Raw genomic sequence first — 21,728 nt, forward strand, 5'->3', positions numbered from 1 at the left:
AAGGGCGGCGACGCGACACGGCCGTGGCCATCTCGCGACGCCGCCGACGCGATTGCGGCGGGACGAGCGACGGGTCATCCCCCGCAGCTCTCCAGCCACACATCCGAAAAGCCGCGCCGCTCGCAGAGGCCGGCGAGATATTTCTCGATACGGCGCACGCGCTCGGCGTTGGCCTGCGTGCCCGGCGCGTAATCCTTGGGATTGTTGTTGGTCGCGACCAGCGAGAGAAACTCGTCGTCGTCGAGCTCCGCCAGCTTCTTGCCGAACCATTTTTGCGATGCGGGCTCGAATCCGTTCACATCGATGAAAGCGGCGAGCTGCGCATTCTTGGACGTCAGCGGCGCGACCGCGAATCGCGCGATCAGCGTCTGCCGGATCTTCGAGAAGCCCTTTTGGAAATTCTCGAAATAGAGCCGCTTCACCACGGATTGCGTGACGGTGGTGGCAGTGAGCGGCGCGCTCCAATCGACTCCGTCATGCGTCCAGAAGCTCGGATCCTGAACGGCGAGCAGCGTCTCGATTCGCTCGCGGGACAGCCCGGCGGGCAGGGAGGCGCCATTGTCGGTCTCCGCCTCATAGCGTGCGAAAATCTCCGGCGTGGCGACGCGCGCGAACGCCACAGAGACCGCCTCATAGCCGAAGAGACCGAGAAACGCCGCGACGGCGACCGCCACGACGACGTAAAAAATTCTGCGCTTTATGTCAGCCATGTGAAAACTCCTCTCGAAAACTTGAACATGCCGATCTTTGCAGGGAAAATGGGCGCCGGCTCGGCGATCCCACGGCCACTCTGAGGCGGGCGGCGAAGATGCGCTTTAGCCGAGAATGAGCTATGAACCGAAGAGCCGAACCCATTCCGACGAGATCTCGAACATGACCCTCGCCTCCTCGATTCGCACGATTCCCGACTATCCCAAGCCGGGCATCATGTTCCGCGACATCACCACCCTGCTCGGCGACGCCAGGGCGTTTCGCCGCGCGGTGGACGAATTGGTGCAGCCCTGGGCCGGCACGAAGATCGACAAGGTGGCGGGCATGGAGGCGCGCGGCTTCATTCTGGGCGGCGCGGTGGCGCATCAATTGTCGGCCGGCTTCGTGCCCGTGCGCAAGAAGGGCAAGCTGCCGCATGCCACCGTCTCCATCGCCTATTCGCTGGAATATGGCGTGGACGAGATGGAGGTGCACGAGGACGCCGTGGTGAAGGGCGAGCGCGTCATTCTCGTCGACGATCTCATCGCCACCGGCGGCACGGCGGAAGGCGCCGTGAAGCTGCTGCAGAAGATCGGCGCCGAGGTCATCGCCGCCTGCTTCGTCATCGATCTGCCGGAGCTCGGCGGCGCCGAGAAGATCGAGGCGCTCGGCGTGCCGGTGCGTCGGCTCGTCACCTTCGAAGGACATTGATTTTTCAGCGGCCGGGCGCGCTTTTGGCCGCGCCTCGGCCGTTCCTTCGCCAATATCGCGTTTCGTAATGCGTTTTCACTGATTCCGTAACGACCCATGCCGTCGAAACCGTCGCGCCCCATCCTCCTCGCCGCCGCGCTGGCTCTGAGCCTCGTCGAGATCGGCGTTTTCGTCGCCTTCGCCTCGCGCGGCCCGGCGCGGCCGGCGGAGACGCGCGAGGCCGTCGCGGCAAGACGCTCCAATCCCTTCGGCGCGCTGGTGCAAAATCTGCGCGGCGCCATTGTCGAGACTGCGCGGCAGGAGGAGCCGGCTCCGAGCGAGGAGCCGCCGCCGGCGATCGCCGCCGCGCCGAGCGCGCCGAGCGCGCGTCCGCCCTCCTTCCTCGCGGCGCTGCCTCCCCTGCGTCCGTCGGAGCCGGAGGCGGTCCTCGCCCTGCCGCCCGTCGATGCGCCGCTGCCGCCGGCGCGGCCGCGCAATCTCGCCGCCGTCGAGCCCGCGACCGCCACCACGCCCACGGAGGCGACCACTGCGCTGCCGCCGGTCGCCGTCTCGCCGCCGGCGCCGACACAGGCGCTCGCCCTCGCCGCCGCGCCGCCCAATGAGCCGCCGCCGCTGACGAACCGTGACGACGGAAATTTCCGCATGGGCTCTGCGGTCTATGTCCGCATCTTCAAAAAGGAAGGCGAGCTCGAGCTTTGGCGTCGGCAGAGCGGGCGTTTCACGCTCTACCGGACCTATCCCATCTGCAAATGGTCCGGCCATCTCGGACCCAAGCTGAAATCCGGCGATTATCAATCGCCCGAGGGCTTCTACAGCGTCTCGGCGCGCCAGCTCAATCCGAACTCCCATTATCACCGCGCCTTCGACGTCGGCTTTCCCAACGCCTACGACAAGCAGAACGGCCGCACCGGCGGCGCGCTGATGGTCCATGGCGCCTGCAAATCGGTCGGCTGCTTCGCCATGACCGACAGGGTGATCGAGGAAATCTACGGCCTGGTGGAAGCCGCGCTGCGCGGCGGCCAGCATGAGGTGCCGGTCCACATCTTCCCGTTCCGCATGACCGATGCGGCCTTGGCCAAGGAGACGCAGGGCGATTGGACCAATCTCTGGTCGGCGCCGCCGGAGCACCAGCAATGGAGCGGCTTCTGGCAGAATTTGAAGGAAGGCTACGACCTCTTCGAGCAGACCGGCGAGCCGCCGACCGCCTATGCCTGCGGATCGCGCTACGCCTTCGGCGCCGCCGGCGGCTCCTGCCGCCGCATCGCCGGCTGGTAATCCATCGAATAAATCGAACGATTCAAGAAATATAATGCGTTGGACCGAACGGTCCGCGGCTGCGATCTGAACCGAGCCCTCAAAAAAGGAGTTCGGTCCGATGGAAGCCGTTTCGACCTCGGCGCCCGCTTTCCCGAAAGCGCCCCCCTTCCTCCGCGCCCCGGCGTTTCTCGCCATCCTCCCCGGCGTCGCCCTCACCGCGGCGATAGCGGCTGCGGCCTATGCGCTGCGTCTGCTCCCCGCGATCGGCGCGCTCAGCCCGATGATCCTCGCCATTCTGCTCGGCGTCGGCCTGCGCAATCTCTTCGGCGCGCCGGCCTGGGCGGCCCCCGGAATCGTCGTCTCGCTGCGCAAGATCCTGCGCTTCGCCATAGCGCTGCTCGGCCTGCAATTATCGGCGGCGCAGATCATCGATGTCGGCTTCACGGGCCTCGCGATCATCGCCGCCTCGCTCGTCGCCACTTTCTGCTTCACCACACGTCTCGGCCGCTGGCTGGGCGTCGAGCCCGAGCTCGCCCGATTGATCGCCGCCGGCACGTCGATCTGCGGCGCCTCGGCCGTGGTGGCGGCCAACGCCATCACCCGCGCCCGCGATGAAGACGTCGCCTACGCCATCGCCTGCGTCACCGTTTTCGGCACGCTCGCAATGGTCTCCTATCCGGCGCTCGCCGATCTCGCGCGGCTCGGCCCGCGCGCCTATGGCCTATGGGCCGGCGCCTCGATCCATGAGGTCGCGCAAGTGATCGCCGCGAGCTTTCAGCACGGCCGCGAGGCCGGCGATTTCGGCGCCGTCGCCAAATTGTCGCGCGTCATGCTGCTGGCGCCGACGCTGCTGACGCTCGCTGTCATGGCGGGGCGCGGCGCGGAAAAGTTTTCGCCGCCCTTCCCCTGGTTCGTGATAGGCTTTCTCGCTCTCGTCGGCGTCTCCAGCATTGTCGCCATTCCGCCGGACGCAAAGGCCGCCATCGCGACAGCGACGACGATTCTGCTGTCGATGGCGCTCGCCGCCATGGGGCTCGAGACCGATATCGCCGCGCTGCGCGCCAAGGGGCTCCGGCCTCTGGCGCTGGGCCTGGCGGCCTCGGTCTTCGTCTCCGGCTTCAGCCTCGCGCTCATCGAGGCGTTCTTTCGCTGAGGCGTCATGACGCTGGAGCAATTGCGCATTTTCGTCGCCGTCGCCGAGCGCGAGCATGTGACGCAGGGCGCGCGCGAGCTCAATCTCACCCAATCGGCGACGAGCGCGGCCATCGCCGCGCTCGAAGCGCGATACGCGACGAAACTGTTCGATCGCGTCGGCCGTCGCATCGCGCTCACCGAGGCGGGGCGTCTGTTTCTCGTCGAGGCCAAGGCCGTGCTGGCGCGCGCCGCGGCGGCCGAGGCGGTTCTCTTCGATCTCGCCGGGCTCGAATGCGGGGCGCTGAGCCTTTCCGCCAGCCAGACGGTCGGCAATTATTGGCTGCCGCCGATCCTGCATCGGTATCGCACGCTCTATCCGAAGATCGCGATAGAGCTGAAAATCTGCAACACGCTGACCGCCGCCGATATGGCGCGCGAGGCCATTGTGGATTTCGCCATCGTGGAAGGCGAGATCGACGACAAATCCCTCGCAGTGGAGCCGGTGGCCTGGGACGAGCTGAAGCTCGTCGCCTTCCCCGGCCATCCCTGGACCGCTGCAGCGCCGAAGCGCGTCGAAGATTATCGATCCGCGAGCTGGGTGCTGCGCGAGAAAGGCTCAGGCACGCGCGCCATTTTCGAGGCGGTTCTGCGCGAGAAGGGCGTCGACCCCGCCGAGCTGCGCGTCGCGCTGGAGCTGCCGACGCATGAGGCCGTCGCCGCGGCCGTGGCGGCGGGCGCCGGCGTCGCCATGCTGCCGAGCCTCGTCGCCGGGGCCTCGGCAGGGGCGCTGGCGGCGATCGACATCGCTCTGCCGAAGCGGCGCTTTCTCGCTTTGCGCCGCGAGGGCCGCCACATCACCCATGCGGCGCAGGCGTTTTTGGCGCTGCTGCGCTGAGAGGCGCGTCGGCGCGCGTATGACACGCCGACGCGCGGCCGCCGGACTCTTCCCGGCGTCCGGCGGTCAACGGAACAATTGCGACAATTGGTGCATCACGATGAGGAAGAAGGCGAGCACTCCGCCAATTCCCATCAAAGCTTTCACGACGCCCGCGCTGCTCGTCTGCATGGCTCGAGTTCCTTGTTCGGTTGCGACAAAAGCGAGGCTAGCGGAGCGAAAAAGGCGTTAAACCGCCAAGATCGACGCGCCGACGGGTCCAAAGACGCGCGGCGGCCCCGTCACTTGACAGAGCCGGCGCGCCCGGAGGAAGCTGCCGCCGGCCCTACGAAAAGAGCAATAATGCCGAATGGAGGGGTCCAATGTCGCGACCCTTCGCCTATAGCCTGTCGCGCGAGATCGATCCGCGCCGCGGCGCGCCCCTCTATCTGCAGATCGTCCATGCGCTCATTCACGATGTGAGGAGCGGACGGCTCGCGCCGGGCGCGGCGCTGCCCAGCAGCCGCGAGCTCGCCGAATCGCTCGGCGTCAATCGCAAGACCATCGTGCTGGCCTATGACGAGCTGGTCGCCCAGGGCTGGTTCACCACCCATGGCACGCGCGGCACTTTCGTCTCCGCCGAGCTGCCGGAGACGCTGCCGGCGCCGCGCAAGGCCTCCGCCGATCCGCGCTCGCCCGGCTTTCCCTTCCGCGCAACGCCCGACCCCGCCTTTGTGCCGGCCGGCGAGGGACTGGCCATAGACGACGGGCTTCCCGATGCGCGGCTCTTCTCGATCGACACTCTGCTCGGCGCCTATCGCGACGCCGGACGGCGCGCCGCGCGCTGCGGCGGGCTCGGCTATGGCGATCCGCGCGGAACCGGCGAGCTGCGCCGCGCCATAGCGGCGATGCTGGCCTCGCATCGCGGGCTCATCGTGGACGCGGAGGATGTGTGCGTCACGCGCGGCAGCCAGATGGGCATTTTCCTCGCCGCGCGCATTCTCGTCGCGCCGGGCGACGTCGTGCTGGTGGAGGGCCTCGGCTATTCGGCGGCGCGCGCGGCCTTCGCCGCCGCCGGCGCCGAGGTGATCGGCGTCCGTCTGGACGAGGACGGCGTCGATGTGGAAGATGTCGAGCGCCTCTGCCACGGGCGGCCCGTGCGCGCGATCTATGTGACGCCGCACCACCAGTTTCCGACCACTGTTCCGCTGACGCCCGAACGGCGGCTGCGCCTCTTGGACCTTTCCGCCAAATATGAGTTCGCGATCATCGAGGACGATTACGATCACGAATATCATTTCGAGCGCCAGCCGCTGCTGCCCATGGCGAGCTATGCGCCGGGACGGGTGATCTATGTCGGCTCCATGTCCAAGCTGCTGCTGCCGGGATTGCGCATCGGCTATGTCGTCGCGCCGCCGCCGGTGGTGAAATCCCTGGCCAACGCCGCCGCCGGCGTCGATCGCCAAGGCAATGCGATGACCGAGCTCGCCGTGGCCGCTCTCGTCGATTCCGGCGAGCTGCGCCGCCATGTGCGCAAGGCGCGCCAAATCTATGCGCAGAGGCGCGACGCTTTCGGCGCATCGCTCGCCCGCGCCTTCGGCGACGCCATCCGCTTCCGCACGCCCGCGGGCGGCCTCGCCTTTTGGACGACCTTCCGGGACGAGGCGACGCTCGACGCGCTGGAGCGCGACGCCGCCGCCAATGGCCTGCGCTTCCTGCCCTCCACCTGCTTCGCGGCGCCGCCACAGCGCGGGCGCGGGCTGCGGCTCGGCTTCGGCAGCCTCGACGCCGGCGAGGCGGAGCGCGTCATCGGGCGGCTGCGCCGCGCCGCCGGCGCGCAAAGCGCGCTACCCTGCTGATCGCTCGGCCGAACTGGACGAAGCCGGCCGCTCGAGCCACATTGAGGGCCTTCGAAGCGAGGAGACGCCGATGGGAGCGACGCAGGACAATAGTCGCGCGATCGTCGCCGACGCCACGGGTCGCGACGCGCTGTGGGAGCATATCCTCCGCGAGGCCGAGGACATGCTGGCGCGCGAGCCGGCGATGGCGAGCCTGGCGCTGACCTTCGTCCTCAATCGCCGCTCCTTCGAGGATGCGGTGGCGCGGCGTTGCGCGGCGCGTCTCGGCGGCGCGGTGACGGAGGACCTGCTCTTCGACGCCTTCGCCCGCGCGCTGGACGCCGATCCTGCGATCGGCGACGCTTTTCGCGCCGACATAAAGGCCGTCGTCGAGCGCGACGCCGCCTGCGGACGGCTGATCGAGCCGCTGCTCTTCTTCAAAGGCTTTCACGCGATCGAGACGCATCGGCTGGCGCATTGGCTGTGGACCAATGGCCAGACCGATCTCGCGCTCTATCTGCAGAGCCGCTCGTCGGACGCGTTTCAGACCGACATTCACCCCGCGGCGCGCTTCGGCCGCGGCATATTCCTCGATCACGCCACCGGCCTCGTCGTCGGCGCGACGGCGGTGGTGGAGGACGATGTCTCCATTCTGCAGAGCGTGACGCTGGGCGGCACCGGCAAGGAGAGCGGCGACCGTCATCCCAAGGTGCGGCGCGGCGTGATGATCGCCGCCGGCGCGAAGATTCTCGGCAACATCGAAATCGGCGCCTGCTCGCGCGTCGCGGCCGGCTCCGTCGTTCTGCATCCCGTGCCGCGCAATTCCACCGTGGCCGGCGTGCCGGCGAAGGTAGTGGGAACCGCCGGCTGCGCCGAGCCGGCGCGCGACATGGATCAGTTTCTGAACGGCCTGTCCTACGATTCGTTCAGCTATTCCATTTGAGCCTCACTGCGGCGGCGTCTCTTGGCCGACGCGCCCGGCGAGCTGCGCGAAGGAGAAGCCTTCGCCCGCCGCCGATTCGCGCAGCGCGAGACGCAGCAGCCGCGCCGGAAAGCAGATCGCTTCCACATTGGAGCCGCGCATGTCGCGCGGCCGCAGCGGATCATTGGCGAGCGAAAGCTCGACATCGACGAGCAGCGCGTCGATCTCCTCCTGTGCGAGCGCGCCCTTGTCGCGCAATGCGCCGAACAGCGCCGCGAGTATGGCGTAGACGCCTTCCAGCTGAAGATTGGCCGTGTTCATATGTCGCCTCCGGCGCCCCTTCAGCGTAACCGCCGGCGGGAGGATTCGATCCATCGGCGCGAGAATAATTCGCGCGCGGCAGTCACAGCGAAGAGTGAAGCGACAAAGCGATCCAGGAAACAACGAGGCGTCATCACGCGCGCTCCTTCTCCCACTCGTGGGAGAAGATGGCCCGGCAAAGCCGGGTCGGATGAGGGCCGCTCGGCAAAATCTCTGCCGTGGGTCGAGCCCTCATCCGACCCTCGCTGACGCGAGGGCCACCTTCTCCCGCAAACGGGAGAAGGGCGCGCCCTTATCTTCAGTTTCGCCTTCAGTTTCGCGGTCTCGGCGAAGTGGAGCAATCAGCCCGCGCTCCAACGCAGCACGGGCTTGCGCGCGGCGGCGGCCTCGTCGAGGCGACGGCGCGGGGCGTAGCGCGGCGCCTCGGTGAAACGGCGCGTCTCGCCGCGCTTCGCGCTGGCGATGAGATCGCGCAATGTCGCGACGAAGAGATCGAGCGAGCGTTTCGATTCCGATTCCGTCGGCTCGATCAGCATAGCGCCATGCACGACGAGCGGGAAATAGATCGTCATCGGATGATAGCCCTCGTCGATCATCGCCTTGGCGAAATCGAGCGTGGCGACTCCCGTCCCCTCGAGGAAGCTATCGTCGAACAAGACCTCATGCATGCAGAGGCGATCGCCGAAAGGCTGCGTCATCACATCGCGCAGCGCCACGCGCAGATAATTGGCCGAGAGCACGGCGTCGCGCGACGCCTGCGCGAGCCCGTCCGCGCCATGCGACAAAATATAGGCGAGCGCGCGCACGAAGGTTCCGAACTGACCATGAAAGGCCGTCAGCCGGCCGAAGCTCTGCGCTCCATCGCCATGCTCGACGAGACGCAGCGCCTCGCCCTCGCGCAGCAGAAACGGAACCGGCGCGAAAGGCGCGAGACGTTCGGAAAAGACGACAGGACCGGAGCCCGGCCCGCCGCCGCCATGCGGCGTCGAGAAGGTTTTGTGCAGATTGAGATGCATGGCGTCGACGCCCAAATCGCCGGGCCGCGCCACGCCGGCGATGGCGTTGAAATTGGCGCCGTCGCAATAGAAATAGCCGCCCGCCCCATGCACGCGCCGCGCAATGGCGACGATATTGCGCTCGAACAATCCGCACGTATTGGGATTGGTGAGCATGATGGCCGCGACATCGGGACCGAGCGCTCTGGCGACCGCCTCCTCGCTCACCACGCCATCGGCGCCGGCCTCGATCACGCGCGGCTGAAAGCCGAGCAGAGCGGCGCTCGCCGGATTTGTGCCATGCGCCGATTGCGGGATGAGAACCACCTTGCGCGTCGCCGCTTCGCCGCGCGCTTCCAGCGCCGTCTCTATGGCCATGAGGCCGCAGAGTTCGCCATGCGCGCCGGCCTTGGGCGAGAGCGCTATGGCGCTCATTCCGGTGAGCGTCAGCAGCCAGCGCGACAGCTCCTCCATCAGCGCCAGCGCGCCTTGCGCCGTCGATTGCGGCTGCAGCGGATGCAGATCGGCGAAGCCCGCGAGCCGCGCGACTTTCTCATTGAGACGCGGATTATGCTTCATCGTGCAGGAGCCGAGCGGATAGAGGCCCGCGTCGATCGAATAATTCTTGCGCGACAGACGCACATAATGGCGCATCGCCTCCGGCTCCGAGAGGCCGGGCAGGCCGATCGGCCCTTTGCGCTCGAGCGCGCCGAGACGCGGCTCCAAATGCGCCGGCTCTTCGATATCGACGCCGCTCGTATCCGTGCGGCCGATCTCGAAGATGGGCGGCTCCTCCTGATCGAGCCCGCGATTTCCCGAGAAGGTCTCGAAAGCGGATTCCTTCGGATGATCGAGCATCAGAGCGCTCCTCTCATTGCGGCGACGAAAGCCTCGCGATCTTCCGCCGTATCGACCTCTGTGCTGGCGACGATGAGGAGATCATCGAGCCCCGCGTCTGGAAGCAGGCGCGAGACCGGAACGCCCGCGAGCACGCCTCGCTCCGCCATGGCCTCGACGAGACGCGCGGCGTCGCCCGGAACGCGCAAGGTGAATTCGTTGAAGAAGCTCTCATTGAGCGTCTCGACTCCGGCGACGCCCGCGAGCCGGTCGACGAGATCGATAGCGCTCGCATGATTGGCGCGCGCGAGACGGCGCAGGCCCGCTTCGCCGAGCAGGCTGAGATGAATGCTGAAGGCGAGCGCGCAGAGATTGGAGTTGGTGCATATGTTGGACGTCGCCTTGTCGCGGCGAATATGCTGCTCGCGCGCCGAGAGCGTCGTGACATAGCCGCGGCGTCCGTCGGCGTCGACGGTCTCGCCGATGAGACGTCCGGGCGTCTGCCGCAGATAGGATTGCCGCGTCGCGAGCAGGCCGAGATAAGGGCCGCCGAAGGAGAGCGGATTGCCGAGCGACTGGCCCTCGCCGACGACAATATCCGCGCCCATCTCGCCGGGCGACTTCAGCAGGCCGAGCGAGACGACCTCCGTGAAGACGGCGACGAGCAGCGCGCCATGCCGATGGCAGGCCTCGGCGATGGACGTGAGATCGCGCAGATTGCCGAAGACATCCGGCGTCTGCACGATGACGCAGGAGACGCTATCGTCGATCGCCGACGTAATATCTTCCCGCGCGCGCACATCCGGCGCCAGCGCGACGATCTCGTCGCCGGCGAAATGCGAGATGGTGCGCAGCACATCCGCGTAATGCGGATGCAGTCCGCCGGAGAGAATCGCCTTGCGCCGCTTGGTGATTCGATGCGCCATCAGCGCCGCCTCGGCGCAGGCGGTGGAGCCGTCATACATCGACGCATTGGCGATCTCCATGCCGGTGAGCATGGCGACCTGCGTCTGAAACTCGAAGAGATATTGCAGCGTGCCCTGCGATATCTCCGGCTGGTAGGGCGTGTAGCTCGTTAGAAACTCCGAGCGCTGAATCAGATGATCGACGCTCGCGGGAATATGATGGCGATAGGCGCCGGCGCCGATGAAGAAAGGCGCGCTCGCGGCCGAGAGGTTGCGCTTCGCCATCTCCGACAGCAGACGCTCCACCTCCATCTCCGATTTCGCGCGCGGGAGATCGAGCGGGCGATCGAGCAGCAGCTCAGACGGCACATCGGCATAGAGCGCCGCGAAATCGGCGACGCCGATCGCATCGCGCATGTCTTTGCGATCGGCGTCCGTCAAGGGCAGATAGCGCATGGCTCATCCCTCGCTTTCCAGAAAGGCGCGATAAGCGTCCTCATCCATCAGCTCTTCGAGCTCGGCGGCGTCGGCGACGCGCAATTTCAGCAGCCAGCCTTCGCCGAGCGGCTCCTTATTGACGAGATCGGGCGATGATTCGAGGCGGTCATTGATCGCGACCACCTCGCCGGAAATCGGCGCATAGATTTCGCTCGCCGCTTTCACGCTCTCGATCGTCGCCAGCTGCTCGCCTTTGGCGACGCGCTTGCCCGGCGACGGCAGCTCCACAAAGACGATGTCGCCGAGCTGCGACTGCGCGAAATCGGTGATCCCGACGATCGCAATGTCGCCGTCGACTCGCAGGAAATCATGGTCCTTGGTGTAGCGCTCGCCGCTCATGATCTGTCCTTTCCGGCTGTGCCGCGGAAAAAGCGATGGGGAACGAAAGGCAAAGGCGCGACCTCCACCGCGACAGGCCTGTCGCGAAGGCGGCTCTCGAGCGTTACGCCGGGCGTGGCGAAGGATTTTTCGACATAGCCCATGGCTATGGGACGCGAGAGCGTCGGCGAATAGCCGCCGGATGTGACTCGGCCGATGATTCGGCCATCCGGCGCCGTCAGCGCCGCGCCCTCGCGCAAGGGCGCGCGGCCTTCCGGCAGCAGGCCGACGCGCCGGCGCGCGGGGCCATGCTCCAGAGCGGCGCGGATGCGCTCATAGCCGGGGAAGCCGCCCTGCTCGCGCCGGCGCTTGCCGATGGACCAGGCGAGGCCCGCCTCGACCGGATCGGTCGTCGCGTCGAGATCATGGCCATAGAGGCAGAGGCCCGCCTCGAGCCGCAACGAATCGCGCGCGGCGAGGCCCGCGGGCGCGACATCGGGATGCGCTAGCAGAGCTTCCGCCAGCGGCTCGGCGAGATGATTGGGGACGGAAATCTCGAAGCCGTCCTCGCCCGTATAGCCGGAGCGCGACACGAACAGGCCGGCGCCGCGAAACTCGGCGGCGCGCCAGCCCATGAAGGGCATGTCCTCGAGCTCCGGCAGGACCGTCGCGAGCGCGGCGGCGGCGCGCGGCCCTTGCAGGGCGATCAGCGCGCGGCCGGTGAGAACCGAAAGAGCGAGCTGCGGCAGCTCCTGGCGCAGAAGCGCGAAATCTTGGGCCTTGGCCGCGGCGTTGACGATGAGCAGCAGCCGCTCGTCGCGTCCCGGCAGGCGCGTGATCATCAGATCGTCGAGAACCCCGCCGTCCTCCGCGAGCAGCTGGCTATAGCGCGTGCGCTCGGGCGGCAGCTCCGCTATGGCGGCGGGGACAAGAGATTCGATGCGCTCCGCGGCGCCGCGGCCGGCGAGAATCGCCTGGCCCATATGCGAGACGTCGAAGAGGCTCGCCTTCTCGCGCGTGTGAATATGCTCGGCGACGACTCCGGCCGGGTAATGCAGCGGCAGCTCATAGCCCGCGAATGGCGTCATTCGCGCGCCGAGAGCGCGATGCAGCGCATCGAGCGGCGTCTTTTCGAGCGGCGTGGGAATGCGTGGGGCGAAGCTTTCGCTCAAAGGGCGCTCCCGACAGATCGGCGTTCCGCATTGGGCGGATTTCTCCGCCCGGCTCGCGCCCCCTCTGTCTGGAGACCTGAGAGATTTCCCTGCAGCGCAGGTTACGCCCTTCGGTGGGCGCGGATGGGCCGCGCCGCTTTCCAGAGTGTCTCTTTCCTCGCGGTCCTTTTGCCTGAGCGTTTCCGGGGCGGTTGCGCCTTCGGCTCCGGCGCGAGCGCCGGTCTCTCCCGCGAAGATCGTCGAGACACTTCAAAAGATGAGATCGAAACGCGCGGTCGTCAAGCCTTGCCGGCGACGAGAGCCTGCGTCGGTCGGTCGCGCCCCGAAAGGGGCGGCCTCATTCTTCGCAGTCGGTGGACAGGACGACCTCGTCGGGCAGTCCCGCCATGACGCTTTTTTCCAAATTCACCCCGACGAGACGGGCCAAGGCTCCGTCTCCCTCGAGGATCACCACGGCTTCGCTCGGCATGTCCTTCAGCACTTCGATCAATTGCGCGACCGTCATCGAACATCCTCGCGTCCATTTTCCGACGCGCCGACACGCGGCGCGTCGGTCGCTCTCAGCCGAATTTGAACAGCACGCCGTAGCCGCCGCGCGGATAATTCCACACGATATCGCCCTGCGGCTCGCAGAGAACACGACAAGTGCCGCATTCCAGACAACCGTCCGGCGTGATCTCGACCTGGCCCGAGGCGTTCTGCTCATAGCAGCCGGCCGGGCAGATCTTCGTCATCGCCACGAGATTCTTGGACGGCGTCGTGTGCGGCTGCACGACGATATGGGGTTTTCCTTGGTCGACGAGATAGCGGTTCTGGAACAGCTTCTCCTCGACTCGCGCAGCTTGCGTCGACATCGCGATTCCTCCTCTCAGCGCCAGGCGCGCGCCAGACGCCATGCATCTCCGAACAATCCCGTCAGCGAGCGCTTCTCACGGAAAGCGCGGACCGACGCCTTTTCCTTCTCGATCTTCGGCGTGCCGTCGACGCGTAGGAAATTCTCCATCGCCTTCGACACGAGTGTCGGATAGGTGAGGAAGAAATTCTGCGCCTGCGTGTGCAGCAACGCCGGCATATCCTTGTATTTCTTCAGATCCTTCATGACGAAGCTGTCATCGAGGAATTTTTTGTAGAGCGCCAGATTCTGCTTCGTCATCGGATCGCGGCGGGACTTCACTTGGAAAATCGCCTCGCCCGCGAGCCTGCCGGACGTCATAGCAAGATTTGAGCCTTCTCTATGGATGGCGTTGTTGAGCTGCGCCGCGTCGCCGACGACGACCCAACCATCGCCGAACAGCTCGGGAATCGTGTTGAAGCCGCCCTCGGGAATGAGATGCGCGGCATATTCCTTCACTTCCGAGCCCTCGAGCAGCGGCGCGATCGACGGATGCTTCTTGAAGTTCTCCAGCATGCCGTAGGGCGTCTCCTGGTTTTCGGCGAAATCCGACACCAGGCAGCCAAAGCCGACAGAAATGCTCTCTTTGTTCGTGTAGACGAAGCCCATGCCGGTCATCCCCTTGGAGATGGTGCCGGCCGCCTCGATCACGACGCCTTCGTCGCCATGCAGATTGAAGCGGGCCTCGAGCGTCTCGCGCGGCAGGAAGTGCATTTCCTTCACCGCGAGCGCGACATGCTCGGGCCGGGGCGTCGGCCGCAGCCCGGCGCGCGCGCCGAGCAGGCCGTTGACGCCCTCCGCCAGCACGACGACATCGGCGAAGACCGTGCCGCCGGCGCGATCCGTGCGCACGCCGATCACCTTGCCGTAAGCGTCGCTGACGAGCTCGGTGACGGTGGTCTCGCTGATGACGATCGCGCCCGCGCCCTGCACCTGCTTGTTGAACCAGCGATCGAACTGCGAGCGGATGATCGTGTAGCGGTTCGGCTTCTCCTCGTTGAAGTCGTCCGAACGATATTGCATGCCCGTATGGGAGCGGTCGGTCATCATCCAGAACCGCTGCTCGATGAGATGCCGCTCGAGCGGCGCCTCCTCGCGGAAATCGGGGATGATCTTCTCCAGCATGTCGGCATAGAGAATGCCGCCCTGCACATTCTTGGAGCCGGCGTATTCGCCGCGCTCCAGCTGCAGGACGTTCAGACCGCGCGAGGCCATCGTATAGGCCGCAGCGTTGCCGGCCATGCCGGCCCCGATGACGATCGCGTCGAATTTCTCTTCGATCATGATGATCTCCTCGGGTTAGCCGGCGAGCCGGTCTGCGTTCTCGGGCGAGAGACGTTTGCGGAAAGCTTCGGTCAGCGCCGGAAGCAGACGAATGGCGTCGGTCACTATGCCGATATGCGCGAAGTCGAAGATCGGCGCATTCTTGTCGGTGTTGATCGCGACGATGCAATCGGCGCCTTCGACGCCGACGCGATGCTGAATCGCGCCGGAAATGCCGGCGGCGATATAGAGCTTGGGACGGATCGACTTGCCGGTCTGGCCGATCTGGCGATCGGAGCTGATCCAGCCCTTCTGCACCAGAGGACGCGAGCCGCCGAACTCGGCGCCGAGCACGGTCGCGAGATTGCGCACCAGCTGATAATTCTCCGCGCTCTGCAGGCCGAGCCCGCCGGCGACGACGACATCGGCGAAGGCGAGATTGCTCTTGGCCGACTCGCGGTCGGGGATGAACTTCAGCAGCTTGGTGATGATCGCGTCTTCGTCGAGATCGGCTTTGAACTCGATCACGCGGCCGGTGCGCGATTCATCGCGCACAGGGGTCGGCAGCTGACGCGGACGCACGGTCGCCATCTGCGGCCGATAGTTCAACGTATAGATCGTGCACAGCAGCGAGCCGCCGAAAGTCGGACGCGTCGCCGCCAGCGAGCCGTCGGCGTCGACCGCGAGCTCGGTGCAATCGGCGGTGAGGCCGGTGAGCAGAGTCGTCGCCACGGAGCCGGCGAGATCGCGTCCGAGCGTCGTCGCGCCGAGCAGCAGGATCTCGGGCTTATGCGTGTTGACGAGCTGTGTGACGGCCTTCGAATAAGGCTCGTTGCGATAATCGCCGAGGATCGGATTCTCGACGAGATAGGCGAGATCGGCTCCGTAGAAGAAGGACTCGGTGACGGCCTTGCGCGTGGCTTCGCCGGGCGCGCCGAGCACGACGGCGGCGAGATCGACCTTCAGCTGATCGGCGAGCTTGCGGCCGGCGCCGAGCAGCTCCCAGGACACCGGATGCACCTCGCCGCGCTCCAGCTCGACGAACACCCAGACGTGCTTGTAGCCGCGGAAATGCTCCGGGAGCTCCTTTTTCGCGCTGGCGCGGCTCTGCTGCGGCGCGGCGGGGGCGGGCTTGTCGGACATTTTCGCTTCTCCTTTAGAACCCACTGGCCAATTTCGTCATATCTTCCTCGAGCGCCGGATGGCGCTTGAAGATCGCCTCGATCAGCACGTCGGCGGATTCGCCGGCGTTCTTGCCCGGCTCCACGAAGGCGGCGCGGTCGGTGCGCTGCGGCGGCGCGAAGACCTTCTTCACGATCGTCGGCGATCCTTTCAGCCCGCATTTGCCGAGGTCTTCGATCTCGGCGTCCTTCGCGCTCCAGGTGATGATCTCGGCGCGAGCGGCGCGCAGCGAATCCGAGATGGAGCCGCGACGCACCTCGTTCGTACCCTCGAGCATGGCGATGAGGCAGGGCATTTTCGTCTTGAGGACTTGCGTGCCGCCTTCCGCGCGACGCTCGATCACGACCTCGCGCTTCTCCTCATCGGCTTCGACGATTTTGGAGACATAAGTCAATTGCAGAAGGTTGAGACGCTTCGCCACACCCGGACCGACCTGCGCCGTGTCGCCGTCGATCGTCTGCTTGCCGGTGAAGACGAGATCGAGATCGCCCCAAGTCTTCTGAATCTTGCCGATCGCCTGCGCGAGCGCATAGGTCGTCGCCAGAGTGTCCGCGCCGGCGAAGAAACGATCGGTGAGCAAAATCGCGCGATCGGCGCCGATCGCCAACGTCTTGCGCAGTGCGTCGGCGGCCATGGGCGGACCCATGGTCAATGTCGTGACCTCGCCGCCGAATTTGTCGCGCAGCTTCAGCGCTTCCTCCAGCGAGAAGAGATCATAGGGATTGATGATCGTCGGCACCCCCTGCCGCATGATCGTGTTGGTGACAGGATGCACGCGGATCTGGGCGCTGTCGGGAACTTGCTTGATGCAGACCAGTATCTTCATGAGTCTCTTCCTCTCGCCATCCCGACTGGTGTTTCGATCTTCATCCGTTCGACGTCGTGACCGTTGTGAGCGGCACGAAGGGCTTCTTCGGCTCCTCCTTCGGCTTTACAGCGTCCTTGTGCACTTTGAAAAGCCGTTCTTCGATCGGAGACGATTTCGTGAAGTCCTGATAGGCCTTCGCGAGAAACTCACGACAGGCTTCGCGCACCTCGTCGTCGGACGCGCCCTCGGGCGCCGCCTTGTGAAGATACTCGCCCATGCGCCGCAGAATATGCAGACGCGAGTGACGCACGATGTTGGGGTCGTATTCGACGCCGAGAAGATCGAAGAATTCCTCGGCCGCCGACAATTTGCGCAGATCGTCCAATATGCTCATGGCTTGTTGTCTCCGACTTGCCGATGGGAGCCTTCGCTGACGCGCACCTGAAGATGTGCGAGCCGCGCTTCGAGAAAATCGATGCGGTCGATGAGCACGGAGATCGCGTCGCCGACCGGATCGGGAATGAGGTGATGCTCGAGATCGATGCGGCCATCCACGCCCGAGCGGCGCCGCTGCTCGCGCACCACACGGCCGGGAATGCCGACGACCGTCATCTCCGGCGGCACATCCTCGATGACCACCGAATTGGCGCCGATGCGCGCGCGCGGGCCGACGCTGATCGGCCCGAGAATCTTGGCGCCCGCGCCGATCAGCACGCCATCGCCGACCGTCGGATGGCGCCGGCCCGCGGACCAGGAGGTGCCGCCGAGCGTGACGCCGTGATACATGGTCACATCGTCGCCGATGGTCGCCGTCTCGCCGATGACGACGCCCGCGCCGTGATCGATGAAGAAGCGCACGCCGATCGTCGCGCCGGGATGAATGTCGATATTGGTGACGAGACGCCCGAACCACGAGAGCGCGCGCGCCGAAAACTTGTGGCCGTTGCGCCACAGGCGATTGGCGATGCGATGCCATATCAGCGCGTGCACGCCCGGATAGAGCAGCACCACCTCGAGCGTGCTGCGCGCCGCCGGATCGCGCTGCGCGACGCAGCCGACATCTTCGCGAATCTGCGCGAGCAGGCCTTTGCTGGCCACGACGCGCGGCGTGTCGACAATCGAAATGGGACTCATGACACGCCTCCGACATCATGCCGCGCCGCCAGCGCCGCTTCCGCCTGCGCACGATCGACGAGGCGAATGAGCTCGCCGCGATTGACCGGACGCTTCTGGTCCAGCGCACGGCGCTTGACGTGAGCGAGCAGGCGCGCAGCCGTCTCGCGGTCGAGATCGACACCGATCTCGGCGCATTTCTTCTGAATCGCGCTCAAGCCCGAATGCTTGGCGATGACGATGCGATGGCGTCGCCCCAGCCGCGCGGGATCGAGGCCCTGATAGGTGCGGACATCCTTCATCAGCGCCGAGACATGAATGCCCGATTCATGCGTGAATATGTCGGAGCCGACCACCGCCTTGGCGCGGCCGATCTTGCGGCGCGCCGCCGCCGCCACGAGCCGCGCGACGCCCTGCAGGCGCTTGAGATCGATATTGGTGCGCCCATGCGCGACATGGCCGAGCGCCAGAGCGACCTCCTCGAGCGCCGCATTTCCGGCGCGCTCGCCGAGGCCGAGCATGGTGACAGAGGCATGCGTCGCGCCGCCGCGCACCGCGGCGAGCGTGTTGGCGGTGGCGAGCCCGACGTCGTCGTGGCCGTGAAACTCGATCGGCAGATCGGTCTCCTCGCGCACGCGACGTATCGACTCGTAGGTGGCGAAAGGATCGAGCGTTCCGAGAGTGTCGGCGAAGCGGAAGCGCGTCGCGCCGGCCGCCGCGGCGGCGCGGGCGATGCAGCCGATGTCGCGCGGATCGGCGCGCGAGGAATCTTCGCCGCCGAGCGCGACGGTCAGCCCCTTGGATCGCGCATAGGCCACGACGCGCTGCACCCGCGCCGCCGCGCCATCGACATCCGTCGACAGCTTGACGCCGATCTGCAAGCGCGACATGGGCGACGACACATTCACATGCGCGACATTGGCCGCGAGCGCCGCGTCGACATCGCTCTCGCTCAGCCGGCACCAGGCCATCACCCGGCACGGCAGGCCATCGCCGGCGATGGCGGCGATCGAGTCGATCTCGTCCCGGCCCATGGCGGGCGTCCCCGCCTCGATCTCATCGACGCCGAGAGCCGCCAGCGCGCGCGCGATCGCGAGCTTCTCCGCAGCGGTGAAGGCGACTCCCGGCGCCTGCTCGCCGTCGCGGAGCGTCGTGTCATTGATGAAGATGCGGGGTTGATCGCCGTTCACGGGAGCCGCCTGTCAAGCAAAAACGGGCTTGGAGTCGTTCGTCTTCTTCTCCGCGTCCGCCCAGAAGGGCGACATTTCGCGCAGCTTCTCGACAATCCCCGGCAGCGCCTCCACGACGCGATCGACGTCCTCCGAGACATTGTCCCGCGAGAAGGAGAAGCGCACCGCGCCATGCAGCGCCGCCTCGGGAATCGCCATCGCCTTCAGCACATGGCTCGGCTCCATCGAGCCCGACGTGCAGGCCGAGCCCGACGAAGCGGCGACGCCGCCGCGATTGAGATGCAGCAGGATCGCTTCGCTCTCGACATATTCGAAAGCGATATTGGTCGTGTTCGGCAGACGGTCATGACGATCGCCATTGACGATGCAATTGGGCACGCGCTGCAGAACCGCCTTCTCGAGCCGATCACGCAGCTCCTTCACGCGGCCCTGCTCTTCCGCCATATGCTGAAGCGCGAGCTCCGCCGCCTTGCCGAGGCCAATGATCGCCGGCACATTCTCCGTGCCGCCGCGACGCGCGCGCTCCTGATGGCCGCCGCGGATCAGCGGCTTGAAACGCGCGCCCTTCTTCACATAGAGCGCGCCGATTCCCTTCGGGCCATGCAGCTTGTGGCCGGACAGCGACAACATGTCGATCGCGCTGTCCTTGAGCGAGATCGGCGTCTTGCCGACCGCCTGCACGGCGTCCGTATGGAACAGAGCGCCATGCTCCTTGGCGAGCTCGGCGAGGCCTTCGACCGGGAAGATCGTTCCGGTCTCGTTATTGGCCCACATCAGCGACACCACGGCCACCTTGTCCGACAGAGCGGCGCGATAGGCGTCGATATCCAGCTGGCCGGAACTATCGACGCCGATGAAGTGAACCTTGGCGCGGCCGGTCTTCTCGAGATGCTCGCAGAGCGACAGAATCGCCGGATGCTCGACCTTGGACGTCACGATCTCATTGCGATCCGGCAGCGCCTCGAGCGCCGACAAAATGGCGGCGTTGTCGCTCTCCGTCCCGCCCGAGGTGTAGATGATCTCGTGATCATGCGTCGCGCCCAGCAACTGCTGCAGCTGCTGCCGCGCGGCCTTCACCGCGGTCCCGACCTCCGCCCCGAACGAGTGAGCCGAAGAGGCGTTGCCGAAATGCTCCGTGAAGAAAGGAAGCATCGCCTCCACCACCGACGGATCGACTCGGGTCGTCGCATTATTGTCGAGATAAATCGCCTTCATGACGCACTCCTCAATGAGCGTTGCGACCGACTGGGATCACGCGGATCGGCACGCCCAATTTGGCCATGAGCCGCTCTTGAATTCCCGAGACGGTTACGCTCGCCATTTGACAGCCGACGCAAGCGCCCGTGAGGCTGACGAGCACATTGGAGCCGTCGACGTCGATCAGCTCGCAATCGCCGCCGTCCTTGCGAAGATAGACGCGGAGGTCTTCGATCGTTTCCTCGATCAGACGAATCTTCTTCAGATTCGTCATCCCGGCGGAAGGCGGCGGCAATGGCGACGCTGGAGAGAGCGGCGAAGATTCCGCGGCTGGCCGCACGATCGGCTTCGCAGGGGCCGGCGCCGTCGACGCGGCCCGCACGGCGGCGCTGAAAAGATTGAGCGAGCCCGGCCGCGGCGCGACGGGAGCTGGCGCCGAAGCGGCCGGCGCCGTCTCTGGACGCGCGGCTTCCGCCGCCTGCGCAGACGCCGAAGCGGCAGAGGCAGCCGCAGCCTCGGTCGCTACCCGCAGCAGAATATCCTCGATCTGCTCATAGCAGGTCGTACAGCCCGTGCCCGCCATGGTGAAGGCGCCGACCTGCTCGACCGTCGACAGCGCATTGTCGCGGATCGCGCTTTCGATCGCCCGCGCATCGACGCCGTGACATTTGCAGACGAGCGCCGCCTCCTCGTGCCGCGGCAGCGGGGCTTCGCCGCGAAAATCGGCGATCGCCGCCTTAAGCGCCTCATGCCCCATCACAGCGCAATGCATTTTTTCCGGCGGAAGCCCGCCGAGAAAATCCGCGATGTCGCGGCCGGTGACAGCCCGCGCCTGCTCCAGCGTCTTGCCGATGACGAGCTCGGTCAGAGCCGAAGAGGACGCGATCGCCGAGCCGCAGCCGTAGGTCTGGAATTTGGCTTCGAGAACGATCTCCGTCACAGGGTCGATATGGAGCATCAGCTTGAGCGCATCCCCGCAGGAAAGGGCGCCGACCTCGCCGACCGCATTGGCGCCGTCGAGAGCGCCGGCGTTCTTTGGGTTGAAGAAATGCTCGTGGACCTTGTCGGAATATTCCCACATCGCCGCTCTCCCCGTAAGACGATCAGCCGAACGACTTGCCGCAGGAACAGCTGGATTTGGCCTGGGGATTGTCGAAGGTGAAGCCCGCGCCCTCGAGGCCGCTGACGAAATCCACGCGCGTGCCGTCGAGATAGGCGAGCGAGCCCTCCTCGATGAAAACCTTCACGCCGTCGCGCTCGAAGACATGGTCCGCGGGATTGCTCTCATTGACGAGGCCCATGGTGTACTGGAAGCCCGCGCAGCCGCCGGCCTCGACCATGATGCGCAGTCCCTCGACCTCCTGCCCGGCGCCCGAAATTGCCGAACGCACCGCGTTCAGCGCGTTGTCTGTGAGTTCGATCATTTGCTTAACCTCTTCCCGGAAAATCATCCGTCATAGAGGAAGCAACCGCTATGCCACCCGGCTTTACCATCGTGAATCAGTCGATTCGAAGCGCTCGAGGCTGTTCGCATTCCCACATTGTCAGAGTTCCGACACGGATGGCGTTTGTGCTGCTATTTGCACGAAATTCCGCGATTTCAGCGGCGTT

The 21,728-nt window shown here is 66.0% G+C and carries 23 protein-coding genes and 1 riboswitch; of the genes, 6 read left to right on the plus strand and 17 right to left on the minus strand.

The features are described from left to right. Nucleotides 1-74: 74 nt before the first annotated feature. Entirely contained in the window at nucleotides 75-710 is a 636-nt protein-coding gene (locus ACT53T_RS09610; protein ID WP_476161039.1) for a transglycosylase domain-containing protein, read from the minus strand. A gap of 163 nt (nucleotides 711-873) precedes the next feature. On the opposite strand from ACT53T_RS09610, the gene ACT53T_RS09615 reads away from it, so the two are divergent. From ACT53T_RS09615 to cysE (ACT53T_RS09640), 6 genes are all read left to right on the plus strand, one after another. Beyond that, on the plus strand, nucleotides 874-1,401 hold the full coding sequence (locus tag ACT53T_RS09615) for an adenine phosphoribosyltransferase (RefSeq protein ID WP_036295510.1): 528 nt from the start codon (nucleotides 874-876) through the stop codon (nucleotides 1,399-1,401). Between the two features lie 96 nt (nucleotides 1,402-1,497). Further along, on the plus strand, nucleotides 1,498-2,676 hold the full coding sequence (locus ACT53T_RS09620; protein WP_476161040.1) for a L,D-transpeptidase family protein: 1,179 nt from the start codon (nucleotides 1,498-1,500) through the stop codon (nucleotides 2,674-2,676). 100 nt (nucleotides 2,677-2,776) lie between these two features. Next, nucleotides 2,777-3,811 carry a YeiH family protein gene (locus ACT53T_RS09625; protein WP_476161041.1) on the plus strand — a complete coding sequence of 345 codons (1,035 nt, stop codon included), beginning with the start codon at nucleotides 2,777-2,779 and terminating at the stop codon, nucleotides 3,809-3,811. Nucleotides 3,812-3,817: 6 nt separating this feature from the next. Then, on the plus strand, nucleotides 3,818-4,687 hold the full coding sequence (locus ACT53T_RS09630) for a LysR family transcriptional regulator (protein WP_476161042.1): 870 nt from the start codon (nucleotides 3,818-3,820) through the stop codon (nucleotides 4,685-4,687). A 362-nt stretch (nucleotides 4,688-5,049) separates the two neighbouring features. Then, nucleotides 5,050-6,525 carry a MocR-like pyridoxine biosynthesis transcription factor PdxR gene (pdxR, locus tag ACT53T_RS09635; protein ID WP_476161043.1) on the plus strand — a complete coding sequence of 492 codons (1,476 nt, stop codon included), beginning with the start codon at nucleotides 5,050-5,052 and terminating at the stop codon, nucleotides 6,523-6,525. A gap of 70 nt (nucleotides 6,526-6,595) precedes the next feature. Further along, nucleotides 6,596-7,447 carry a serine O-acetyltransferase gene (gene cysE / locus ACT53T_RS09640; protein WP_018267946.1) on the plus strand — a complete coding sequence of 284 codons (852 nt, stop codon included), beginning with the start codon at nucleotides 6,596-6,598 and terminating at the stop codon, nucleotides 7,445-7,447. 3 nt (nucleotides 7,448-7,450) lie between these two features. Here cysE (ACT53T_RS09640) and ACT53T_RS09645 read toward each other — a convergent pair whose 3' ends face one another. From ACT53T_RS09645 to ACT53T_RS09720, 16 genes are all read right to left on the minus strand, one after another. Then, a complete protein-coding gene (locus tag ACT53T_RS09645; protein WP_476161044.1) occupies nucleotides 7,451-7,747 on the minus strand; it encodes a hypothetical protein in 297 nt (98 codons plus the stop codon). A gap of 341 nt (nucleotides 7,748-8,088) precedes the next feature. Beyond that, the gene (gene gcvPB / locus ACT53T_RS09650; RefSeq protein WP_476161045.1) at nucleotides 8,089-9,600 is read right to left on the minus strand and encodes an aminomethyl-transferring glycine dehydrogenase subunit GcvPB; all 1,512 of its coding nucleotides are present in this window, start codon (nucleotides 9,598-9,600) and stop codon (nucleotides 8,089-8,091) included. After that, nucleotides 9,600-10,940: an aminomethyl-transferring glycine dehydrogenase subunit GcvPA gene (gene gcvPA, locus ACT53T_RS09655; protein ID WP_476161046.1), complete on the minus strand. Its 1,341-nt coding sequence runs from the start codon at nucleotides 10,938-10,940 to the stop codon at nucleotides 9,600-9,602. The genes gcvPB and gcvPA overlap by 1 nt, the downstream gene beginning before the upstream one ends. 3 nt (nucleotides 10,941-10,943) lie before the next feature. Continuing rightward, nucleotides 10,944-11,321, minus strand: a complete 378-nt coding sequence (gcvH, locus tag ACT53T_RS09660; RefSeq protein ID WP_476161047.1) for a glycine cleavage system protein GcvH — start codon at nucleotides 11,319-11,321, stop codon at nucleotides 10,944-10,946. After that, the gene (gene gcvT / locus ACT53T_RS09665; RefSeq protein ID WP_476161048.1) at nucleotides 11,318-12,472 is read right to left on the minus strand and encodes a glycine cleavage system aminomethyltransferase GcvT; all 1,155 of its coding nucleotides are present in this window, start codon (nucleotides 12,470-12,472) and stop codon (nucleotides 11,318-11,320) included. The genes gcvH and gcvT overlap by 4 nt, the downstream gene beginning before the upstream one ends. A gap of 150 nt (nucleotides 12,473-12,622) precedes the next feature. Then, a riboswitch (glycine riboswitch) is annotated at nucleotides 12,623-12,712 on the minus strand. 97 nt (nucleotides 12,713-12,809) lie between these two features. Next, nucleotides 12,810-12,977 carry a hypothetical protein gene (locus ACT53T_RS09670; protein ID WP_018267940.1) on the minus strand — a complete coding sequence of 56 codons (168 nt, stop codon included), beginning with the start codon at nucleotides 12,975-12,977 and terminating at the stop codon, nucleotides 12,810-12,812. A gap of 55 nt (nucleotides 12,978-13,032) precedes the next feature. Continuing rightward, nucleotides 13,033-13,326, minus strand: a complete 294-nt coding sequence (locus ACT53T_RS09675) for a ferredoxin family protein (RefSeq protein ID WP_024881116.1) — start codon at nucleotides 13,324-13,326, stop codon at nucleotides 13,033-13,035. Between the two features lie 14 nt (nucleotides 13,327-13,340). Then, entirely contained in the window at nucleotides 13,341-14,648 is a 1,308-nt protein-coding gene (locus ACT53T_RS09680; protein ID WP_018267938.1) for an FAD-dependent oxidoreductase, read from the minus strand. 15 nt (nucleotides 14,649-14,663) lie between these two features. Further along, nucleotides 14,664-15,770 carry an electron transfer flavoprotein subunit alpha/FixB family protein gene (locus ACT53T_RS09685; protein ID WP_476161049.1) on the minus strand — a complete coding sequence of 369 codons (1,107 nt, stop codon included), beginning with the start codon at nucleotides 15,768-15,770 and terminating at the stop codon, nucleotides 14,664-14,666. Between the two features lie 13 nt (nucleotides 15,771-15,783). Further along, nucleotides 15,784-16,635 carry an electron transfer flavoprotein subunit beta/FixA family protein gene (locus ACT53T_RS09690; RefSeq protein ID WP_476161050.1) on the minus strand — a complete coding sequence of 284 codons (852 nt, stop codon included), beginning with the start codon at nucleotides 16,633-16,635 and terminating at the stop codon, nucleotides 15,784-15,786. A 40-nt stretch (nucleotides 16,636-16,675) separates the two neighbouring features. Then, nucleotides 16,676-17,011: a nitrogenase stabilizing/protective protein NifW gene (nifW, locus tag ACT53T_RS09695; RefSeq protein ID WP_018267935.1), complete on the minus strand. Its 336-nt coding sequence runs from the start codon at nucleotides 17,009-17,011 to the stop codon at nucleotides 16,676-16,678. Continuing rightward, the gene (gene cysE, locus ACT53T_RS09700; RefSeq protein ID WP_476161051.1) at nucleotides 17,008-17,751 is read right to left on the minus strand and encodes a serine O-acetyltransferase; all 744 of its coding nucleotides are present in this window, start codon (nucleotides 17,749-17,751) and stop codon (nucleotides 17,008-17,010) included. Before cysE (ACT53T_RS09700) ends, nifW begins: the two co-directional genes overlap by 4 nt. Continuing rightward, on the minus strand, nucleotides 17,748-18,920 hold the full coding sequence (gene nifV / locus ACT53T_RS09705; RefSeq protein ID WP_476161052.1) for a homocitrate synthase: 1,173 nt from the start codon (nucleotides 18,918-18,920) through the stop codon (nucleotides 17,748-17,750). The genes cysE (ACT53T_RS09700) and nifV overlap by 4 nt, the downstream gene beginning before the upstream one ends. A gap of 12 nt (nucleotides 18,921-18,932) precedes the next feature. After that, complete coding sequence (nifS, locus tag ACT53T_RS09710; RefSeq protein ID WP_400765995.1) at nucleotides 18,933-20,135, minus strand: cysteine desulfurase NifS; 1,203 nt, start codon at nucleotides 20,133-20,135, stop codon at nucleotides 18,933-18,935. A 10-nt stretch (nucleotides 20,136-20,145) separates the two neighbouring features. After that, complete coding sequence (nifU, locus tag ACT53T_RS09715) at nucleotides 20,146-21,198, minus strand: Fe-S cluster assembly protein NifU (RefSeq protein ID WP_476161053.1); 1,053 nt, start codon at nucleotides 21,196-21,198, stop codon at nucleotides 20,146-20,148. A 22-nt stretch (nucleotides 21,199-21,220) separates the two neighbouring features. Further along, nucleotides 21,221-21,541, minus strand: a complete 321-nt coding sequence (locus tag ACT53T_RS09720; protein WP_400765993.1) for an iron-sulfur cluster assembly accessory protein — start codon at nucleotides 21,539-21,541, stop codon at nucleotides 21,221-21,223. Between the last annotated feature and the right edge of the window lie 187 nt (nucleotides 21,542-21,728).

The sequence above is a fragment of the Methylosinus sp. DMC45 genome (assembly GCF_056313885.1).